General features: G+C 70.8%; 15 protein-coding genes and 2 pseudogenes. 7 read left to right on the top strand and 10 right to left on the bottom strand.

Translation table 11 applies throughout. From position 1 onward, the window contains the following. The first annotated feature begins 364 nt into the window (after nt 1-364). The 4 genes from ABD299_RS10355 (at nt 365) to argF (ending at nt 3,887) form a co-directional block, all read left to right on the top strand. Nucleotides 365-571, top strand: coding sequence for a hypothetical protein (locus ABD299_RS10355; RefSeq protein WP_344260726.1), 207 nt, complete (start codon nt 365-367; stop codon nt 569-571). A 138-nt stretch (nt 572-709) separates the two neighbouring features. After that, entirely contained in the window at nt 710-1,243 is a 534-nt protein-coding gene (locus ABD299_RS10350) for a hypothetical protein (protein ID WP_344260723.1), read from the top strand. A 290-nt stretch (nt 1,244-1,533) separates the two neighbouring features. Then, a complete protein-coding gene (locus ABD299_RS10345; RefSeq protein ID WP_344260721.1) occupies nt 1,534-2,772 on the top strand; it encodes an arginine deiminase in 1,239 nt (412 codons plus the stop codon). Nucleotides 2,773-2,888: 116 nt separating this feature from the next. Continuing rightward, a complete protein-coding gene (argF, locus tag ABD299_RS10340) occupies nt 2,889-3,887 on the top strand; it encodes an ornithine carbamoyltransferase (protein WP_344260719.1) in 999 nt (332 codons plus the stop codon). Nucleotides 3,888-3,969: 82 nt separating this feature from the next. Here argF and ABD299_RS10335 read toward each other — a convergent pair whose 3' ends face one another. The 7 genes and pseudogenes from ABD299_RS10335 to ABD299_RS10305 form a co-directional block, all read right to left on the bottom strand. Further along, a complete protein-coding gene (locus ABD299_RS10335) occupies nt 3,970-4,620 on the bottom strand; it encodes an O-methyltransferase (RefSeq protein WP_344260717.1) in 651 nt (216 codons plus the stop codon). Nucleotides 4,621-4,704: 84 nt separating this feature from the next. Further along, nucleotides 4,705-5,637: a homocysteine S-methyltransferase gene (gene mmuM, locus ABD299_RS10330; RefSeq protein WP_344260715.1), complete on the bottom strand. Its 933-nt coding sequence runs from the start codon at nt 5,635-5,637 to the stop codon at nt 4,705-4,707. 14 nt (nt 5,638-5,651) lie between these two features. After that, entirely contained in the window at nt 5,652-6,569 is a 918-nt protein-coding gene (locus ABD299_RS10325) for an LLM class F420-dependent oxidoreductase (protein WP_344260713.1), read from the bottom strand. A 5-nt stretch (nt 6,570-6,574) separates the two neighbouring features. Beyond that, nucleotides 6,575-6,961, bottom strand: coding sequence for a nucleotide pyrophosphohydrolase (locus ABD299_RS10320; RefSeq protein ID WP_425581298.1), 387 nt, complete (start codon nt 6,959-6,961; stop codon nt 6,575-6,577). A gap of 93 nt (nt 6,962-7,054) precedes the next feature. Continuing rightward, nucleotides 7,055-7,663, bottom strand: coding sequence for a hypothetical protein (locus ABD299_RS10315; RefSeq protein ID WP_344261031.1), 609 nt, complete (start codon nt 7,661-7,663; stop codon nt 7,055-7,057). Next, nucleotides 7,660-8,337, bottom strand: coding sequence for a hypothetical protein (locus ABD299_RS10310; RefSeq protein ID WP_344261029.1), 678 nt, complete (start codon nt 8,335-8,337; stop codon nt 7,660-7,662). Before ABD299_RS10310 ends, ABD299_RS10315 begins: the two co-directional genes overlap by 4 nt. Before the next feature lie 202 nt (nt 8,338-8,539). Then, nucleotides 8,540-9,040, bottom strand: a pseudogene (locus tag ABD299_RS10305) (ATP-binding cassette domain-containing protein); the annotation flags it as partial. A gap of 258 nt (nt 9,041-9,298) precedes the next feature. On the opposite strand from ABD299_RS10305, the gene ABD299_RS10300 reads away from it, so the two are divergent. Both ABD299_RS10300 and ABD299_RS25125 read left to right on the top strand, forming a co-directional pair. Next, entirely contained in the window at nt 9,299-10,102 is an 804-nt protein-coding gene (locus ABD299_RS10300; RefSeq protein ID WP_425581297.1) for an adenosylcobinamide amidohydrolase, read from the top strand. A gap of 41 nt (nt 10,103-10,143) precedes the next feature. After that, on the top strand, nt 10,144-10,932 hold the full coding sequence (locus ABD299_RS25125) for a phosphotransferase (protein ID WP_425581296.1): 789 nt from the start codon (nt 10,144-10,146) through the stop codon (nt 10,930-10,932). Here ABD299_RS25125 and ABD299_RS10290 read toward each other — a convergent pair. Beyond that, nucleotides 10,823-11,500, bottom strand: coding sequence for a leucine-rich repeat domain-containing protein (locus ABD299_RS10290; RefSeq protein ID WP_344261007.1), 678 nt, complete (start codon nt 11,498-11,500; stop codon nt 10,823-10,825). The genes ABD299_RS25125 and ABD299_RS10290 overlap by 110 nt on opposite strands. 123 nt (nt 11,501-11,623) lie before the next feature. Continuing rightward, nucleotides 11,624-11,910: pseudogene (locus ABD299_RS10285) on the bottom strand (ATP-binding protein); the annotation flags it as partial. Nucleotides 11,911-12,257: 347 nt separating this feature from the next. Between ABD299_RS10285 and ABD299_RS10280 the strand changes: the two are divergent. Next, entirely contained in the window at nt 12,258-13,712 is a 1,455-nt protein-coding gene (locus ABD299_RS10280; RefSeq protein WP_344260707.1) for an NDP-hexose 2,3-dehydratase family protein, read from the top strand. A gap of 109 nt (nt 13,713-13,821) precedes the next feature. On the opposite strand, the gene ABD299_RS10275 is transcribed toward ABD299_RS10280, so the two are convergent. Continuing rightward, complete coding sequence (locus tag ABD299_RS10275) at nt 13,822-14,931, bottom strand: DegT/DnrJ/EryC1/StrS family aminotransferase (protein ID WP_344260705.1); 1,110 nt, start codon at nt 14,929-14,931, stop codon at nt 13,822-13,824. Nucleotides 14,932-14,999 lie beyond the last annotated feature (68 nt).

Genomic DNA, 14,999 nt, shown 5'->3' with positions numbered 1-14,999 from the left:
CTCCCTTCGTGACGTGAGGCGCAGGCCTGACCCGTACATGACATACGCGGGGCGTCATCCGGCGCCCCGGGGCGGAGCGGTGCGAGGGAGGCGTCCTCCTGGTGCCGGAGATGCGCGCGGAACGTCATGGCAGTGCAGGCGATGCGTCGGACCGGGCTCATCATCCTCGCCCCTCCCCCACGGGAGAAGAGGACTCCGGAGCAAACATTGGTATGACGTGTGACGGTACGGTTCACCTCCGTGTCCGCCCAGGTGGGAGCGGCCCGACGCGTCCCGGCTGCCGGGCGGCGCCCCGGAATGGCGGCCCGCGATGGCCTCGCGCGCGGCTTCTCCCGCCGTGGCGGGCCGCCCGTACCCTGGCGGTATGAACGCACGGCGCAGGCGCCCCCTGTTCTTCGCGCTGATGGCGGTCTGCCTGACCCTGTTCATCAGCTCCTGGGCCTTCGTGCGGCTGTGGTCGGTCCCGGTGGCGGTCGCCATGGCCGTCCTGGCGATGCTGACCCTGATGGCAGCCCGGTTCACCGCCAACGCCCGCGACAACGAGGAGAGCTGGTGGAACCGGCGGCCGTGAAGGCCGCCCGTGAGCGAACCCGGGTACCGGAAAGCAGGCAACTCTGGCGAGTTATCTCATTGAGTATGGGCGGAACGTGTGCCAGGCTCCGGCGGTATGGGGTGGACTTACAAGCTGCACGGGGGGACAGCGGCCGGATTGAGCGCCGTACTGCTGATGCTCGCCGCACTCACCTGGCTTCCGGGGACCTTGCCGCTCACCGGCTCGCCGTGGCCGCTAGTGGTGATCTTCTTACTGCTCTTCCCGATCTTTGCGGGTGCCTTGCTACGCCTGATCCTGGCGGGACCGGAGAAGCACTTGTTGAGGCTCGCCTTTCGTTGCCTGCCCGGAAAGGTGCAGGCAGCTCTCGGGGTGCTGGTCGTATCGGGCGTCGTACTGGCGGTTCTGGGAATGGGCAGCGCGGGGAGCTTGCAGTCACCGGAGATCAGGGACGGCCGGTACTACGTTCTCGACACGACCCCCTATGCGCGTGGTGAGATCGAGGTCTCGTACAGCCAATACATAGCTGTCGTCGAGAGCGATCAGCGCATGATGTACGTGATCCCGGGCCTGCTTTTCGCCGCGGCCGCACTTCTCGCTTTCACGGCAGGGGAACTACGCCGGGCCGATAACGGGCTCAGATCTTCGCAGCCGACCGGATTTGATCACACGGGACCCAGCCACTCACCGTGACTTTCCCCGGCAAGCGGCAGGTGTACTTGCCTCATCGAGCACCGGCGAAGATGGCGTCTCGCACCAGCCACTGCTGGCCTTCCCGGCACAGGCGGATCCCGTCTCCGTTCCTCGCGGCCGCAGAGCCGCTCGGCCGAGCGTGCGGCAGGGCCGGGAGCAGCACGGTCCTTCCTCGCGCGCGTCCGACCGGCAGGAAGACGCGGGACCGCCCTCGCCTCGTGGCGGAAGCACCGGCGGCAAACGGGCGCCGGGAGGGGGTGCCCGGGCCGCGGCCCGGGGAGGATGAGGAAATGGGATTCCGAGTCGACTCCGAGACCGGGCGGCTGCGCAGCGTCATCCTGCACCGGCCGGGCCTCGAACTGAAGCGGCTGACGCCGACGAACAAGAACGACCTGCTCTTCGACGACGTGCTGTGGGTGCGCCGCGCGCAGGAGGAGCACGACCGGTTCACGGCCGTGCTGCGGGACCGGGGGGTGCGGGTGCACCTGTTCGGCGAGCTGCTCGCCGAGAGCCTGGAGATCCCGGCCGCGCGCGCCCTGGTGCTGGACCGGGTGTTCGAGGAGCGGGAGTACGGGCCGCTGGCCACCGAGCGGCTGCGGTCGGTCTTCGAGGAACTGCCGACCGGCGAGCTGGCCGAGGCGCTGATCGGGGGGATGACCAAGCGGGAGTACCTGGAGCGGCACGCCGACCTGACGTCGGTGCGCTTCCACATCATGGAGCCGGACGAGTTCCTGCTGCACCCGCTGCCCAACCACCTGTTCACCCGGGACGCCTCGGCATGGGTCTACGACGGCGTGGCGATCAACGCCATGCGCTGGCCGGCCCGGCAGCGGGAGACCGTGCACTACGAGGCGGTCTACCGGCACCATCCGCTGTTCACCGGCGGCCCGGCGGGCGACTTCCACACCTGGTCCGAGGGGCACGGCCCGCACCCGTCCACCATCGAGGGCGGGGACGTGCTGGTGATCGGCAACGGCGCGGTGCTGGTGGGCATGAGCGAGCGGACCACCCCGCAGGCCGTGGAACTGCTGGCCCGGAACCTCTTCGCCTGCGGTTCGGCGCGCACCATCGTGGCGCTGGACATGCCCAAGCGCCGCGCCTTCATGCACCTCGACACGGTCATGACCATGGTCGACCGGGAGACGTTCACCCAGTACGCCGGGCTGGGGATGCTCCGCTCCTACACCATCGAACCGGGCTCCGGCGCGGCGGAGCTGAAGGTGACCGACCATCCGCCCGAGCACATGCACCGGGCGATCGCGGCCTCCCTGGGGCTGGACCGCATCCGGGTACTCACCCCCACCCAGGACGTGCACGCCGCCGAGCGCGAGCAGTGGGACGACGGGTGCAACGTCCTCGCCGTGGAGCCCGGTGTGGTGGTGACCTACGAGCGCAACGTCACCACCAACACGCATCTGCGGCGCAGCGGCATCGAAGTGGTGGAGATCCCGGGCAGCGAGCTGGGCAGGGGCCGGGGCGGGCCGCGCTGCATGAGCTGCCCGGTGGAACGGGACCCGGTGCCGGCGTGACCGGCAGGGCGGGCAGGACCACTCCCCGAGGACCCCTGCATAGAGATTCAATGGCCTGTATATAATTCCAGCATTCCGCGCTACCGCGCTGCCGTCTTCGACCGAGGGAGCCCTTCATGGCGACGGACCTCAGGGGCCGCCACTTTCTCAAGGAGCTGGACTTCACCGCCGGGGAGTTCCGCCACCTGATCGCCCTGGCCGCCGAGCTGAAGGCCGCCAAGCGGGCGGGGACCGAGCAGCGCCGCCTCACCGGCCGCAACATCGCGCTGATCTTCGAGAAGACCTCCACCCGCACCCGCTGCGCGTTCGAGGTGGCCGCCGCCGACCAGGGCGCCTCCACCACCTACCTGGACCCGGCCGGCTCCCAGATGGGCCACAAGGAGTCCACGAAGGACACCGCCCGGGTGCTCGGCCGCATGTTCGACGCGATCGAGTATCGGGGCAGCGGCCAGGACACCGTCGAGGAACTGGCCGCCCACGCCGGCGTTCCCGTCTACAACGGCCTCACCGACGAGTGGCACCCCACCCAGATGCTCGCCGACGTCCTCACCATGACCGAGCACAGCGACCTGCCGCTGGAACGGATCGCCTACGCCTACCTGGGGGACGCCCGCAACAACATGGGCAACTCCTACCTCATCACCGGCGCCCTCCTCGGCATGGACGTGCGCATCGCCGCCCCCCGGCAGCTGTGGCCGCAGGAGCCGGTGATCGCCCGGGCCCGGGAGCTGGCAGAAGGCTCCGGGGCGCGGATCACCCTCACCGAGGACGTCACCGAGGGCGTGCGCGGCGCGCACTTCGTGACCACCGACGTCTGGGTGTCCATGGGGGAGCCCAAGGAGGTGTGGGACGAGCGGATCGCCCTGCTCACCCCCTACGCCGTCACCATGGACGTGCTGCGCGCCACCGGCAATCCGGACGTGCGCTTCCTGCACTGCCTGCCCGCCTTCCACGACCTGGGCACCGCTGTCGGCCGGGAGATCCACGCCCGGCACGGCCTGGAGTCCCTGGAGGTCACCGACGAGGTCTTCGAGTCCGAGCACTCGGTGGTCTTCGACGAGGCCGAGAACCGCATGCACACCATCAAGGCCGTCCTCGTCGCCACCCTCGCCTGAGCGACCGGTGGCACCGCCGTCCGGCCCCGGAACTGCACTGCACTGCACTGCACTGCACTGACGACGGTGCCGCGGGCAGCGGTTACCGGGAAGCGGCCCGCCGGCCGGGCCCGGGCGTCGGCCGCGGGTGGTCCGCCGGCAGGCGCCGAGTTCCCACCACGGTGCTCAGATCCCGTGCCGGCCGCAGTTCGACGGCGCGCAGTCCGGGGTGGTCGAGCCAGTGCATGCGCGCCCGGTCCGGACGCCCACGGTGCAGCGGCGGCCATGAGCCGCAGGGAGTGAAGTCGTCGATCACCACGGTCCCCCCGGGCTCAAGCAGTTGCTCCACGTCGGCGGGCTCGTCCGTCTTGCCCTGGCCACCACCGTCCAGGACCAGCAGCCCGAACGGTCCGTGCGCGGTGATCTCCCGCCAGTCGCCGCAGACCACCTTCACCCGCTCGTCGTTCTCGAAAAGGGCCGCCGACAGCCGGGCGAGTTCCGGGTCGCGCTCGACGGAGACCAGCCGGGCGCCCGGGGGCGCTCCGGAGGCCAGCCAGGCCAGGCCGACGCCGCAGCCGGTGCCGGTCTCGCCGATCCGTTCCCCCGCGCCCCCGGCCAGTGTCCGCAGCAGACGGCCCTGCTCGGGCCGGCAGGAATGAGCGAAGCCGTGCCGCACCGCCGTCTCCACCGCCCGCACCACCGCCTCCGGCAGCCCGGAGACGTTCCGGTAGGCGTCCGTTCCCATCTCAGCCATGGCCGTCATGGTGGCAGTCCCGGGCGGACGCCCGCAGCGTTCCGCCTGAGCCAGCGGCGAAACCCGCCCCGCCCGGGCATGCGGTCAGGTCCCGGGGTGGATTCCTGCGGCGGCGGCCAGGACCGCGGGGAGGCGGGCGATGGTGTCCGGGCCGACGCGGCAGCAGCCGCCGATCAGGCGGGCCCCGGCGGCGTACCAGTCGGCGGCCAGCACCGGGGCGAAGGTCACCGGGCCGTGCCAGCCGCCACCGCGCGCCTCGTAGCGCTCGCCGCTGTTGGGGTAGGCCACGGCGGGCCTGCCGGTGACGGCGACGGCCTGCCGCACCGCGTCCGTCACCTCTGCCGGATCGCAGCAGTTGACGCCCACCGCCGCCACCTGCTTGTTGCCCGCCGCGACGGCGAAGGCGTCCGGCAGCGGCTGCCCGGCCCGGGTGCGCCCGCCTGCGACGGTGTAGGACAGCCACACCGGCAGCCCGCACCCGGCCGCGGCCCCCAGCAGGGCCTCGGCCTCGTCGGCGTCCGGCACGGTCTCCAGGGCCAGCAGGTCCGGCCCCGCCTCGGCCAGCGCCTCGATGCGCGGCCGGTGGAACCGCTCCAGGGCAGCCACGCTCAGGCCGTACCGGCCGCGGTACTCGCTCCCGTCGGCCAGCGCCGCCCCGTACGGGCCGACGGACGCCGCCACGAGCACCCGGCCCCCGTCCTTCTCCCCCGCCCCCGCGGACCTCTCGGCCTCCCGGGCTGCGGCCCGGCGGGCCAGGGTGACGCTGCGCCGCAGCAGGCGGGCGGCCTCCCCCCGGCCGATGCCACGACGGGCGAAGCCCTCGAACGACGCCTGGTAGGAGGCGGTGATCAGGACCCGGGCGCCCGCCCGCAGGTAAGCGGCGTGGGCGGCCACGAGCTGACCGGGGTCGTCGGCGAGCAGCCGGGCGGACCACAGCCCGCCCGACAGGTCGCAGCCCTGGGCGGCGAGCTGGTTGGACAGCCCGCCGTCCAGCACCAGCGGCGTCCGGAGGTCCACCGGCGGGCCGCCGCTCAGAGCCGGTCCTGCACCCGGGAGGAAATCAGCTCCAGGTGGTCCAGGTCGTGCAGGTCGAGGATCTGCAGGTAGATACGGGAGGAGCCGGTCTGCGCGTAGCGGCCGATCTTGTCGACGACCTCCTCGGGCGACCCGGCGAGGCCGTTGCGCTTCAGCTCGTCCACGTCGCGGCCGATGGCCGCCGCGCGCCGGGCCACCTCCGCGTCGTCCTTGCCGACGCAGGCAACCAGGGCGTTGGAGTAAGTCAGTTCCCCCGGGTCGCGGCCCTGTTCCCGGGCGGCTTCCCGCACCCGGTCGAACTGGCGGGCGCTGTCCTCGACGGAGGCGAACGGGATGTTGAACTCGTCGGCGAAGCGGGCCGCGAGCCGGGGCGTGCGGCGCGGGCCCAGGCCGCCCAGCAGCAGCGGCACCCGGGACTGGGCGGGCTTGGGCAGGGCCGGGGAATCGGCCAGTTCGTAGTAGGTGCCGTCGTAGGAGAACCGCTCGCCGGGCGCGGTCCCCCACAGCCCGGTGATGATCTCCAGCTGCTCCTCCAGGCGGGGGAACTTCTCCTCCGGGAAAGGAATGCCGTAGGCGGTGTGCTCCGCCTCGTACCAGCCGGCGCCCAGGCCCAGTTCGACGCGCCCGCCGGACATGGCGTCCACCTGGGCGACCTGGATGGCGAGCACGCCGGGCAGCCGGAACGTGGCGGCCGTCATCAGGGTGCCGAGCCGGATGCGGCGGGTCTCTCGGGCCAGGCCGGCCAGCGTGATCCACGCGTCGGTCGGCCCTGGCAGCCCGTCACCGCCCATGTGCAGGTAGTGGTCCGAGCGGAAGAAGGCGTCGAACCCGAGGTCCTCGGTCGCCTTCGCGACCGCCAGAAGAGTGTCGTAGTCGGCGCCCTGCTGAGGTTCGGTGAAGATGCGAAGATCCATGCGCCCTATTGTGCGGCGCGGTGGAGCGGCACGGGGAAACGCCGCTCGTTGCGGTCGATCTTGGCCGCGAGCGCCGCCGCCGGGTCGATCTTCAGCACCGTGCACAACTGCAACAGGTATGCGAGGACGTCCGCGATCTCGTCCTCGACCCGCTCCGCGGTCTCCACCTCGTCCATCACCGTCCCGGACGCCTCCGGCGTCATCCACTGGAAGATTTCCAGCAGTTCACCGGCCTCCACGCTGAGGGCCGAGGCCAGGTTCTTGGGGGTGTGGTACTGCCCCCAGTCGCGGACCGCGGCGAAGTCGGCAAGCCTGCGCTGCAACGCGGCCAGGTCGTGCTCCGGGGGCTTTCCGTCGTTCACCCGGCAAGGTGTACCACGCGACCTGCGCATTCGCGCAAGCACCTGGAGCCCACCAGACCCACCCGCCTCACGGCTCCCTCACCGGTCCCTCACCTCCGGGCGCCCGGGCGGGCGCCCGGCACATCAGCCCGACAGGAGATGCCCCCGGTCGCCGCGGACAGCGTGAAGCACCGCACCGGACAGCCAGCAGGCCACGGCAACCCCCCAAGCGGACGCGTCGGCATCCGTTTTCAACAGCCAGGACCACAACCCGGCGACAGCCGGGTCGTCACCGAGAGTGAGGGCGAGTCCGGCGATCAGCAGAGGCGGCAGCCATCCGGCCGCAGCGCCGAACAGCGTCGCCGCCAGCAGGCCGATCCCGGCGAGCGCCATGGTGTTGCGGGCCACGGCCAGGTCGCCGCGCCCGTCCAGAATCTCCGCGGGCAGGGCGAGCAGGGCCCCGCCGAACGGCACGGCGGTCAGCGCGGCGGCCTGGGCACACCGGGCACGGACCACCCGTCCCGCGCCGAGCCTGTCCCACTCCCGCATGGGGCTGTGGGCGCAGGCGGCGATGCCGGCCCCGGCCAGGGCCGGCAGCAGGAGCAGCGCGGAGGGCACCATGTGTGCGGTGTGCTGGCCCACCCGGACCTGACTGCCCCCGAGGAGCGCGGTGAGGGTGGTTGCGGCGGCGAGCAGGAACGCGGCGGTCGGCAGGCGTCGGCTGCGGGCGAAGAGCCGGAGGGGTCGGGTCATCGGGCCGGGAAGTCGCTTCCGATCAGGGCGCAGGTCCGGAACAGCTCCCAGTGGCCGGCCAGCCAACGGTTCACCTCCCGGGGCGGCGCCGAGTTGAGGAACCGCTCGGCACGGTTCATGGCGTCGGTGGGCTCGGAAAATCCGGGGAGGGAGGCCGCCTCCGCCCGGCCGCCGGCGATCCACTGCGCGGTGAGGTCGGTGAGCGCGCCGCTCTCCATGTCGCCGCGAACGCAGAGGGTCCCGTCCACCAGAGAGGCCAGGAAGTCGCTTTCGACCTCGTGCTGCCACCCCGCACGCAGCGAGGTGAGGTGGATCGAGGCAGGTGTGCCGGTGTGGCCCTGCTCCCGCTGGACCAGCCGGTCGACAGCTCCGGGTGTGCCGTCCAGGCGGCCCCTGAGTTCTTCGGTGAACACGTCGTGCAGCCCGGCAAGTGCCGTGCGGTAGGCGGGGTGGACACAGATGCTCAGCCCGCCGGCCTCGCGGCAGGCCGTGGCGAGCGACGCGGAGTCGGCCGTGTCGTCCGAGGGTGCGTGAAGCTTGCCTTCGAACGCGGTCAGCAGAAGAACCCCGGCCGCGGCGGCTGCCGCCGCCGGAACCATCGCGCCGGCCGGCCGCAGCACACCCCGGACAGCGCCCAGCAGGGCCAGGCAGGCCACCAGGCCACGATCCCCCACCTCGCACCTGGCCGCCTGCGACGCCCGCGGCGCGGTCGAGCAGCGCGTTGTAGCCGCGTTCCAGGTCGTTGTCACCCACATCCGTGGGGGCCCCTGCGGCGGCCAGCTCCTGCCGGCTGCCCGCGAAGACAATGCGCCCCTCGGCCAGCACCAGGACGTCGCCGCACATCGCGTCCACGTCGTCGGTCAGGTGGGTGCTGAGCAGCACCGGTGTCCGCTCCGCGATCCGGCGGACGAGGGCACGGAACTCCGAGCGCTGGCGGGGGTCGAGGCCGACCGTCGGCTCATCAAGGACCAGGAACTCGGGGCTGTGCAGCAGCGAGGCGGCAATACCGGTCCGCTGGAGCATCCCTCCCGACAGTTTCCGCATCCTGGTGCCGGCCCGGTCCGTCAGGCCGACCGAAGCGATCCCCCGGTCGACGGCCTCCGAGGCGTCCACCGCGCTCATGCCCTTGGTCCAGGCGACATAGGAGAGAAATTCCGCGACCGTGAAGCCGGGGTGATAGCCGAACCGCTGCGGCAGAAAGCCGATACGGGCCCGGACCGCCGCCCGCCCGGCCCGGCTGTCCAGCCGCTCACCGAGAACGGTGACCGAACCCCCCTGCGGCGCAAGGAGCGTCACCAGTGTTTCCAGGAGCGTGGTCTTGCCCGCACCGTTCGGGCCGAGCAGGCCGGTGACCCCCGCTCCCAGCCCGAACGACACATCCCGCAGCACCACCTTGCGCCCCCGCCGCTGCACAAGCCCTTCGGCCTCAACTGTGTTCACCGCGTCCCTCCCCAGGAAGCAGACCCTCCCTCGCCCGCCGCGCCGCCGGGCACCCCCGGACCGAGAATCCCACACCGCAACCCGCGGCCGGACAGAAACCGATGCGTTCGGGTCGCCCCACGGGGCGTGGCAAACGGCCGGTGGCCCGGCCCACCCGCCGTCCCCCTGACCACGTCGGGCGTATTAAGGTGCCGCATGCTCCGCACCCCGACCGGCACACTGCACGACCTCGACACACTGGCGCCAATGTCCAGGTCGGAGGACGGCACGGCCTGGCCGCTGCTGCTGTGGGTGCCGGGCGGGAGCCGCCGCATGATCTCCAGCGCCCCGCTCGGCGGCGGCCTCGGCGAACGGCACTGGGTGCTCAACGCCCAGGTGACACCCGGCTACCGGCGGATGGACCCCGCCGCACACCTCTCCGAGATCGCTGCGGCCCTCGGGGCCACCGGCCCAGGGGTGGGCCTGATGACGGCCGCGTCCGTCCGGGACCGCTGCGGTGCGCGGGACGGCGGCGTGCGGGCCCTGGTGACGGCGGGCATCGGGGTGCACGGATGGGCCGCCGTCGCACAGTCCGGCTCCGCGGACCCCGCGCCCGCCGGCACGATCAACATCGTGGTGTCCGTCCCGGTGCCGCTGAGCGACGCGGCGCTGGTCAACGCGGTCGCGACCGCCACGGAGGCCAAGGTGCAGGCGCTGCGCGACGCCGGCATCGACGCCTCCGGCACTCCCACGGACGCCGTCTGCGTGGCCGCGCCCCGCCCCGGCACCGGGCAGCGAGCCGAGCCGTTCGCGGGCCCCCGCTCACTGTGGGGCGCACGCATCGCCAGAGCGGTACACCACGCCACCCACCGCGCCTGCCTGCGCGCCCTCCCTCACCTCGACAGCTCCCACGTCCGCACCGGCCCGGCAGAGCGAACCCCCGCCCCGAGGGCCCGGCAGGACCGAGGCAACGCCGGAGCGGAGGGCACCTCGGACCGGCAGATGGCCGGTGACGGATAACCACTTGCCCTCCTTCTCGTCCGGCACGAGGCTCTTCCGTCGTGACGCTCCACGAGAACGAGATCCCGACCCACGAGACGCTGGTCAGGTCGCTGCTGAAGGAACAGTGCCCGGAGTGGGCCGACCTGCCGCTGTCACTCGCAGGTGCGGGTACGGAGAACACCATGTACCGCTTGGGCGAGGACCTGCTCGTACGGCTTCCGAGAACCGCCGACAAACAGCAGGCCATCCGGAAGGAGCAGGAATGGCTTCCTCGCCTGGCACCCTTCCTCTCCTGCCCGATTCCCGAGCCCGTCCACTCCGGGGTACCCGCGCGTTCCTTTCCTCTGGTCTGGTCGGTCCACCGCTGGATCGACGGCGCCGAGGCCGGCCCGGACACCGTCCGGGACTGGGCCACCTTCGGGGCCGACCTGGCAACAGTGGTGAGGGAGCTCCGCGGTGCCGACCTCATGGGAGCGACGCGTACGGATGCCCTCAGCTGGTATCGCGGGGGAAGTCTCAAGCCGTGCGACCAGTGGGTCGGCAAGTGTCTGGCCGATTGCCGAACCCTGATGGGCTCGGAGCTCACAGGGACAGCCGCAGGGAAGTCGCTCGAGATCTCGGGTCAGGCCAACGTCGCAGACCGCTCCGATGTCCTCGACGAGGGGCGCGGTGACGCGGTCGGTGCATTGTCGTCACATTCGTGGCTTCACTGCTGCGAGAGGTCACATATTGTCTCGCCTATGTCAAGACGAAGCATCCCCGCCGCTCGAGTTCGGTCAGCAGCGGCAGGGAGGGATCGATGTCGTTCCAGCGCAGGTCGAGCTTCTCCAGCGATGGAAGCAGAGTGAGCCAGTCCGGCAAGTGGCAGAGGCGGTTGCTCCGCAGGTCGATCTGACGCAGCCGCGACAGGCCGGCCAGTGAAGGCGGCAGCTCCGCCACGGAGTTCTCGCGCAGGTCCAAGTAACGAAGTTCGTGCAGTTCAGCAGTCGACGGCGGCAAGTGCTCGATCGTGTTTCCTCGGAGCCAGAGCTCACGCAGGTTGCGGAGCCGGCCGATGGAGTCGGGCAACCTGGTCAGCCGGTTGTGCTGTGCTCTGAACTCGATGAGGCTGGCCATCCTCCCGATGGCCTCGGGGAGGGTCGTGAGGGAGTTCTCGCCAACGTTGAGGTATCGCAGCCTGGTCAGCTTTCCCACGACGTCCGGAATCCGTGACAGCTGATTGTCGTGCAAGTAGAGGCAGTCTCTGAGCTCCGTCAGCCTGCCCAGCTCATCGGGAACCGACGTGAGCGCATTGTGGCCCAGGTCCAGGGTCATCAGCCGGTGCAGTCGTTCGATCTCTGGTGGGAGGGCCGTGAGTCCGTTGTCGGCAAGGATCAGCACGCGGAGTTCGGTCTGTTGCCAGACCGAGTCGGGCACTTCTCCGAGCTCTTCACGCCATAGGTTCAGTGCGTGCCTCACGGTCTTCTCACCTTCGCCAGTGGTCTTGGGCCTTGATTCTCGCCCGGGGCTTCGGAACGGGCGGCGGGAACGGGATCGGCCGGCCTCGGCGTTTTCGGCGCGTGCACGCATGCCGGCGAATCGGTAGGAGTCGGTGCCGGTCTCGATGATCACGCCGTTGAAGGTGAGGCGGTCGGCAATGGCCGCCCAGAGGCGGGGCCGGTGAAGGTCTTGGTCAAAGCCGCCGAAGGACTCGTTGGAGGCGATGGCGACGCTGTTCTTCTCCTCGCGCTCGGTCAGCACTTGGAAGAGGAGTCCGGCGCCGTGGCGGTCGGGTTCCATGCAACGGGTTCGTCGATGCGGAGGAGGTCGACGCGGCCGTAGCAGGCGGCAGGCGGTGCCCGGCGCGGCGTCGGCGGCCTGCTCGGTCAAGCGTCGCCGGCGGGGCGGAGTGGTCACTGTGCTTCCCCCCATGGCGGTCGCCGCCGCCGGTGCGGCGGCGACGGAGCAGTTGGCCGTATGGGGCCACCGACGGGCGCCTGGGTGCCCCGTTCCCGGACTGTCAGCACGGGCACACCCGGAAGGCTCGCATTCCGGTCCACCGACGCTGGAGTCGGCTGCGCCCCGCTGCGTCCGAACTGCCAAGCGGGTGCGGCATTCTCCGGGCGGCGACGCCGGTTGCGGCCTCGCCGGAGCGCTGCCCGGCTCAGGCCGGCACCGATACGAGGAGAGGCCCATGGCTCCCCTGGCCGCACACCACGATGTCCACCGCATGGCGGCACTGATCACCCAGTCACTGCACGCGCCCGGGAGCCGGTTCTCCGGTACGAGCGAGTTCCTGTCCTGGTGGGAGGGGCTGGGGTCGTATGCGAAGGCCGACCGGATTCCGCTGGAGGCACTGACCGGCTGGCGTAGCGAGCCGGTCAGCGGCGACATCGTGCACGACAGCGGAAGGTTCTTCTCGGTGGAGGGACTGGACGTGAGCGGGTCCCAAGGCCCGGTGGAGCATTGGCAGCAGCCCATCATCAACCAGCCCGAGACGGGCGTCCTCGGCATCCTCGTCAAGGAGATCGACGGGGTCCTGCACTGTCTGATGCAGGCCAAGGCCGAGCCCGGTAACCGCAACGGGCTTCAGATCTCTCCCACCGTCCAGGCCACTCGGAGCAACTACACCGGGGTGCACGGCGGCAGCCCGGTGCCGTTTCTGCACTGGTTCCAGTCCCCTCCCGCCCACCGGGTGATCGCGGATGTCCGGCAGTCGGAACAGGGTTCATGGTTCTACCGGAAGCGGAACCGCAACATGATCGTCGAGGCGGACGGCTACGTGGAGGAGCGTGAGGGCTTCTGCTGGCTGACGCTGGGCCAACTCTACCGGCTGCTGGCGGAGGAGGACCTGGTCAATATGGACACCCGCACCGTGCTGTCCTGTCTTCCTGTGTCAGCGGACGGAACCGATGGCGAGTTCGCGGACCCGGCCGACCCGTTCCGGACGTCTCTTGCCCGTTCGCTGAGCTCCGGGGCCCGCACGGTGCACTCGACGGCGGCGGTGCTCAGCTGGATCACCGACGCGCGGAGCCGGACGGCGCTGCGCACCCGGCGGATGCCGCTGAACGAGGTCCGCGGCTGGAAGCGGTCCGAAGGCCGGATCTCGCACGAGAGCGGCGGGTTCTTCGACGTCATCGGGGTGGAGGTGACAGCAGTGGGGCGTGAAGTGCGCCGGTGGACACAGCCGATGATCGCTCCGCGAGGAGTTGGCGTCATCGCCTACCTGGTCCGGGAGTTCGACGGGGTGGTGCACGCTCTGGTCAGACAGCGGGCCGAACCGGGCTTCCTGGATGCGGTCGAACTGGGCCCCACTGTGCAGTGCACACCGGAGAACTACGAGACGCTTCCGTCCTCGGCCCGGCCCGCGTTCCTCGACGAGGTCATGGGGGCCGCTCGCGAGCGGATCCGCTACGACACGCTCCTCTCCGAGGAAGGAGGGCGCTTCCACCACGCCCTCAACCGGTATCTCGTGGTCGAGACGGACGCCGATGTCCCGCGGGATGACCCCGACTTCCGGTGGGTCGCGGTCCACCAGCTTGCCGGGCTGCTGCGTCACAGCAACTACCTCAACGTCCAGGCACGGAGCCTGACGGCCTGCCTGACCGGATGTCTGGTGCCGGGCCCTGTCGGCGTCGGTTCGCGGTGAGAGGCAAAGCCACGCGGCAGCCACGCCCGCGGCCGGGCGGGGCTGCCGCGTGGGAGGGCTCTGCTCCGGGTGTTCCGGATCTGCGGTCTCTGCCGCCGGGCGGTGCCCCTCAGACGGTGGCCAGTACGTCGCGCAGGGCGGCGATCACCTTGTCCTGCGCCTCGGGGCTCAGCGAGGGATACATGGGCAGTGAGAAGATCTCGCCGGCGAGTTCCTCGGTGACCGGCAGGGAGCCCTTCTCGTAGCCGAGGTGGGAGAAGCCCGTCATGGTGTGGACCGGCCAGGGGTAGCTGATGTTGAGCGAGATGCCGTACGGCTTGAGCGCTTCGATGATGGCGTCCCGGCGAGGATGACGTACCACGTACACGTAGTAGACGTGGGTGTTGCCCTCGGCGAGGGCGGGCAGGACCAGGCCGGTGTCCGCCAGCGCTTCGGTGTACCGGGCGGCGACGGCCTGCCGGCCGGCGACGTAGGCGTCCAGCCTGGTGAGTTTGCGGCGCAGGATCTCCGCCTGCACCTCGTCCAGTCGGCTGTTGTGTCCTGGCGTCCGGGTGACGTAGTAGACCTTCTCCATGCCGTAGTAGCGCAGCCGGCGCAGGTTCTCCTCGGTCTCGTCGTCCGGAGTGATGACCGCGCCTCCGTCGCCGTAGGCGCCGAGCACCTTGGTCGGATAGAAGGAGTAGGCCGCCGCGTCGCTCATGGTCCCGGCGAGGGCGCCGTGGTGGCGGGCACCGTGCGCCTGGGCGCAGTCCTCAAGGATCTTCAGTCCGTGCCGGCGGGCGATTTCCCTGAGTGGTGCCATATCGACACACTGACCGTACAGGTGGACCGGCACCAGGCAGGTGGTGCGGCCGGTGATGGCGTCCTCGACCTGCTCCATGTCCATGAGGTAGTCCTCACGGCGCACGTCCACGAACACCGGAGTGGCCCCGACCGAGTCGATGGCGATGACGGTCGGAGCCGCCGTGTTCGAGACGGTGATGACCTCGTCGCCGGGCCCGACTCCGAGCGCCTGGAGACCAAGCTTGATGGCGTTGGTGCCATTGTCGACACCAACGCAGTGCCTGATCCCGTGGTAGGCGGCGAACTCCTCCTCGAAGCCCCGTACGCTCTGCCCGAGCACGAGCTGACCGGACTCGAAGACCGTTTCGACCGCGTCCAGGATGTCGGCGCGCTCCTCGCGGTACTCCTCCAGGTAACTCCACACATGCATCGTCATAAGTCTCTCCCCATTTGTTCCCACAGCCCTCAAGCGGGCCGGCCACGGCCCAGAGCATTGTGGAGGCA

It is taken from the genome of Streptomyces sodiiphilus (genome assembly GCF_039529215.1).
Lineage (GTDB): Bacteria > Actinomycetota > Actinomycetes > Streptomycetales > Streptomycetaceae > Streptomyces > Streptomyces sodiiphilus.
Note: the sequence above shows the minus strand (reverse complement) of the source record. Positions and strands in the feature narration are given on the sequence as shown.

Bases quoted from the DNA above. Each gene is read 5' to 3' on its own strand.
- ABD299_RS10355 (WP_344260726.1), top strand. From the start codon at position 365: ATGAACGCACGGCGCAGGCGCCCCCTGTTCTTCGCGCTGATGGCGGTC.
- ABD299_RS10345 (WP_344260721.1), top strand. From the start codon at position 1,534: ATGGGATTCCGAGTCGACTCCGAGACCGGGCGGCTGCGCAGCGTCATC.
- argF (WP_344260719.1), top strand. From the start codon at position 2,889: ATGGCGACGGACCTCAGGGGCCGCCACTTTCTCAAGGAGCTGGACTTC.
- ABD299_RS10335 (WP_344260717.1), bottom strand. From the start codon at position 4,620: ATGGCTGAGATGGGAACGGACGCCTACCGGAACGTCTCCGGGCTGCCG.
- ABD299_RS10325 (WP_344260713.1), bottom strand. From the start codon at position 6,569: ATGGATCTTCGCATCTTCACCGAACCTCAGCAGGGCGCCGACTACGAC.
- ABD299_RS10320 (WP_425581298.1), bottom strand. From the start codon at position 6,961: ATGCGCAGGTCGCGTGGTACACCTTGCCGGGTGAACGACGGAAAGCCC.
- ABD299_RS10315 (WP_344261031.1), bottom strand. From the start codon at position 7,663: ATGACCCGACCCCTCCGGCTCTTCGCCCGCAGCCGACGCCTGCCGACC.
- ABD299_RS10300 (WP_425581297.1), top strand. From the start codon at position 9,299: ATGCTCCGCACCCCGACCGGCACACTGCACGACCTCGACACACTGGCG.
- ABD299_RS10280 (WP_344260707.1), top strand. From the start codon at position 12,258: ATGGCTCCCCTGGCCGCACACCACGATGTCCACCGCATGGCGGCACTG.
- ABD299_RS10275 (WP_344260705.1), bottom strand. From the start codon at position 14,931: ATGACGATGCATGTGTGGAGTTACCTGGAGGAGTACCGCGAGGAGCGC.